The following is a 4192-nucleotide window of genomic DNA, read 5'->3' as shown; positions in this document are numbered from 1 at the left end:
TTTTTAATTTAATTAGAGTCACTATAAACCCTAATTCCCCCTATATAAATATCCCCATTGTATGTTTAAAATTACGCTCCTACAGGAGTATACGCCTCTCGCTTTACAACAACACTGTCATAAAGTGTCTTGTCTGATGGTGATAAATAAGTCTTCTCTTTATCACTAAATTCATTATATCTAGCTATCAAAGCATCGACACTCTCCACATTTTCAGAATTAACAACAAAATCTATTTCCGCGGTTAACAATATCAATTGATGTGAAAAGTCTCCTGCTTTAGATCTCATAGCCTTACCTTCTTCAATCTCTTCGCTATGCCCAATAAATTCTAAATATCCTTCAATTGAATTAAGTTCATCGTCACTAATCGAAAACGCTCTTATCTTAGAATCTACTTGACCTCTTTTATCAGCATAAGTCTTCTCAACGCTAGATAAATTCAAAAGAGTAACTTCTACCCATTCAGTATTTACTAAAGCCACTATAGACGTAATCTCTTCTATTGCCTTCAACTTAGCTTCTGCTTCAAATTCACTAACTGCCGCTCTAGCACCTTCTACCACAGCATTCTCTTCAGCAGTATACACACTCTTAACATCGTCTGATTGTGCATCATATTGTCCTAAAATATTTTTTATTATTATTACATTTACAGATGTAACAGTAAATTTAGAATCTGAGTAGTAAACTTTAAGTTCATTCACAACTTCTTCTGCACTATTTCTATCCATTTTGTATCTTCCAATAACTCTACCAGCTTCCATAAATGCAGTGACACCCTCGATAGAATTAAATTCTGATTCTGTCAAAAATTCTTCTACGTTTGGTAATCCATCCATCTCTTGGCTAATTTGCTGATGTCTTGCAAAAACTTCTTCTATCGTTTCTGGATTTAATTCATATGTGAAACCAGCAACTAGTTCTTCTATTTGAGCAATTAACTCTGCTTTCAATTTATTAAATGCAGTCACCGTTCTTTTGATATCTTGTAATTCCGCTTCAGTTAATAAATTCTTTGCACGCTCTCCCAAATTTTCATATATTTCAATAGCACTTTTTATATTAGGCAAATTATATATATGATTTGCTTCGGTAATACCTCCATTTATTAAATTTACAACATGTTCTATTTGACTTAAATCTTCAAGAAATGCTCTGAATTCATTATGTTTATTTCTATATGCATCTGTATATATTTTGCTTTCTTCTGGTAAAAGATTTAATTCTCTAGTTATCTGCTCAATATTAGCATTGTTAGCTTCTACTCTATTCATTAACTCATTGTAGTTCTCTCTAGTAAAATCTTCGTCATATACAGCCATAAGTTTTTCAATCTCATCAAGTTTCATCTGCTTCTTAGCATTAAGAGCTTCTATAGCGCCATAGAATTTATCCACAATCGCTTGATACTCCTCATCTAAATCACTCTTTAACTCAGCAGGTATTGCTTCAAATCTAGCTTTCATTTCATTTAAGCTATTCAATATCGCTAATTGTACATTGTCAATATTTTCCAATCTATAGCCTGCATACATTTCATTCATTCGATCAATTACGTCATCTAATTGTGTTTCGTATGCATCTAGGGCGTCTAAATAATCTGTTTTCAAATTATCATATGCTTCTCTATATCCAGTCTCAACAAGGTTTTGAGCTCTTTCAGAAAGACTTTCATACACTACTATAAGTCCAGAAATTTCATCATCATTCTCTACAGCTAATGTCTCTTCGTTTATGATTATGCTTTCTTCTCTATCTAGAATTTGACTTAGAGACTTCTCAAAATCATTAGCACCATCTAAATCTTCTTCAAATTCTTTAACATCAGCTTTTACGTTCTCTATTTTTCCATAACCTTCAATCTTTGACAACTCTTCATCTGTTACACCAACATTCTTTGCTGTTGCAACAATAGAATCAATATCATATAACAATGATTTTGATGTGTCATATTCCTCTTCGTTTAGAACATATGGACTCAGTCCAGCTATTTTATCAGTAAGCGCTTTAATCATATCCTCTTTAGAAACTATACTTATAGTTATAGGTGACACTTCACTATACTGCTTTCCATCAAACGCTTCAAATGGGAATGTTTTAGTCTTTCCTATATCGTCAACACTTGGAGTGAATAATGCTGTGTCTCCATCTTTCATAGAATATGCTGTAAAATCTATTTCGCTATCCTCGCGTGCTTCATCTAATATCTTTATATCAAGCTTGTCTCCGTCTGCATCAGTAAATGCATTTGACAATTCAATCTCGTTTTCTAATCCAGCAAAAACAGTAAATTTGTTTCCAGAAGGATTAAATTCAGGTGCATGGTTTGTGCTTTTTTCTATATTTACCATAGTCTCCAATGTTGCAACTACAGAACTATCAACTGGTCGCTCAAATCTTCCAAATGGCTCACCGAACTCCAACCTTTCGCTTTCACCTTCTGATAATCTTGGTCCATCATCTAGCTCTAATACTGGTATCGCCTTTCTCTCTCCTACTGCGACTCTTAATGGAGCCTCTTCCTCTCCAGCTGGAGCATCCTTTAATTCTCCCCATTCAACTGGAACTGCCTTTTCAAATACAGGTCTTCGTCTAAATCTGTGACCTTCTCCATATTCAGGATTCTCTTCTGTGCTGATTTCAAATATCAAATTTGTTTCGCCATGAACAACAAACTTTGATCCATCTACCAACAATTCTGCCTCACCTTGGCTAAATCTAACTTGTTTTTGAATCATAGGGCCATACTCTTCTGCTCCCATTCCAACATAGTAATCTCCATCCAAAAGCTCACCAGTATTTCTATTTACGATGTATTGTAAATTGAATTTAGCATCTTCGAACTGCTCTAATCTATCACTTACAGCTTCTACAATTGGTTCTTTTGGTCTGTCAGGACATTTGAATTTGATTGCAACAGGAGAACTAGTATTTACTCCGTCATTCGCTGTAACAAAAACAGTTACTATTTTACCAAACTCTGCATTTTCTTCTTCAAGAACTGGTCTATAGAAAAATCTCGTCATTCCTTCATAGTTATCCTCTTCATCTGATCCACCATACATTCCATTATGAACAATTTTTCCAATTCCATCATGTCTCAATATGCTATATGTTAATTTATCTCCATTTCTATCTGTAAAGATTTCATCTAAGTTGACATCATTCTTTGGCTCTGCATTTCCTTCTATAAACGAATATTCTACAGTTATACTTCTTCCAACTGGTGCATTAGTTACATAAACTGGTCTCGTTGGACGAGTATCAGGTTTTTTCTCTGGCTTTTTGCCAAATACTTCCTTCACCTTCTCTTCGCTAGCAGCTGCTCCATCTTCTTTTTTCACTTCTATCTTGGCCTTAACTTCTTCAGTGATTTCCTCTATCTTTGCATTCTCTTTTGCAACAAGTTTGAAAGGTTTTTCTGCACTGACTTTCTTTACCTTAGCATCTAGAACTACCTCAGCATTTTCAGTCTCTACTTTTACTTCACCTTCGATTCCACCGTTTCCATCATCTTCGATTTCAACTTTATCTTCAGCTTTTTTCACTTTAATTTCTACGTTACCTTTTATCTTCTTACCATTTAACTTTATCTTTATAGGCTTCTCGATTTTTAGAGCTTCTTCACCTAAATCAATCTCTTCTTTTAATTCAATAGATTCAACTAAATCATGCTTAACGTATTTCTCTAATTCTTGTTTATTTGAAACAACTACACTTCCTTTTTCTGCTTCAAAGCTCTCCATTTCAATATTAAGCCCTTTAACATCGATTATAGTAACCTTACCTACATTTGTCTTTTGCTCTTCAGTCATAACCTGTTTATCATCTATCCCTATAAACTCATCACCTGTTATTCCATCGATATTGTAAAATATATCATCTGACTCCATTATTGCATTATTGATCTCTTCTAGTATCGCTTCATCTTCCAATTGATCAATCATAAATACCTTCGATCCAATAATTACAGAATCAGATGGCACTGCAATACCAACCATACTAGATGATAATATTGATGCTGCCAATGACATAGATACTATTCTCTTCATTTTCTTCATGTTTTCCTCCCTAATAACCTTATTATAATATTTTTGTGAAATTCTCTCCCTTTATCGTCGTTTTAAATCATACCAAAGTCACAATAGTAAAGTGTTGTTTTCGTTTAGCACTTTATTGGTAAATTATT

The 4192-nt window shown here is 33.9% G+C and carries 1 protein-coding gene; it reads right to left on the bottom strand.

Annotated features, from left to right (window positions below; translation table 11 throughout):
• Positions 1-71: 71 nt before the first annotated feature.
• Complete coding sequence (locus tag N4A40_03820) at positions 72-4064, bottom strand: hypothetical protein (protein ID MCT4660966.1); 3993 nt, start codon at positions 4062-4064, stop codon at positions 72-74.
• Positions 4065-4192 lie beyond the last annotated feature (128 nt).

This window comes from Tissierellales bacterium (genome assembly GCA_025210965.1).
GTDB lineage: Bacteria > Bacillota > Clostridia > Tissierellales > JAOAQY01 > JAOAQY01.
The sequence above is the reverse complement of the archived record's forward strand: the minus strand, read 5'-3'. Positions and strand labels throughout refer to the sequence as shown.